At 51.1% G+C, this 274-nt stretch carries 1 protein-coding gene; it reads left to right on the plus strand.

What is annotated here, in order from left to right; all coding sequences use genetic code 11:
* Positions 1-274 (plus strand): transposase (locus ACXAIA_RS20655; RefSeq protein ID WP_475351010.1); only part of this gene is annotated, 274 nt, incomplete at both ends.

Here is a 274-nt window from a genome sequence, read left to right on the forward strand (position 1 = left end):
AAAAAGGGCAGATTGCAAAGTTGGTCGGTGTCGCCCCGATCAACAGAGATAGCGGTCTGTTCCAGGGCAAAAGAATGATTGGCGGCGGACGCATGGAAGTGCGCAATGCTCTTTACTACGCCGCATTACCGGCAATACGCTTCGACCCTCTGCTGCGCGACTTCTATAAGCGTCTGACTGAAAACGGAAAACCCGGAAAGGTTGCTGTCATTGCCGTCGTCAGAAAAATGGTCACGATCCTCAATGCGAGAATGCGTGACCACTATGCTTTAAT

Source organism: Thalassospira sp. ABL2_045 (assembly GCF_056161285.1).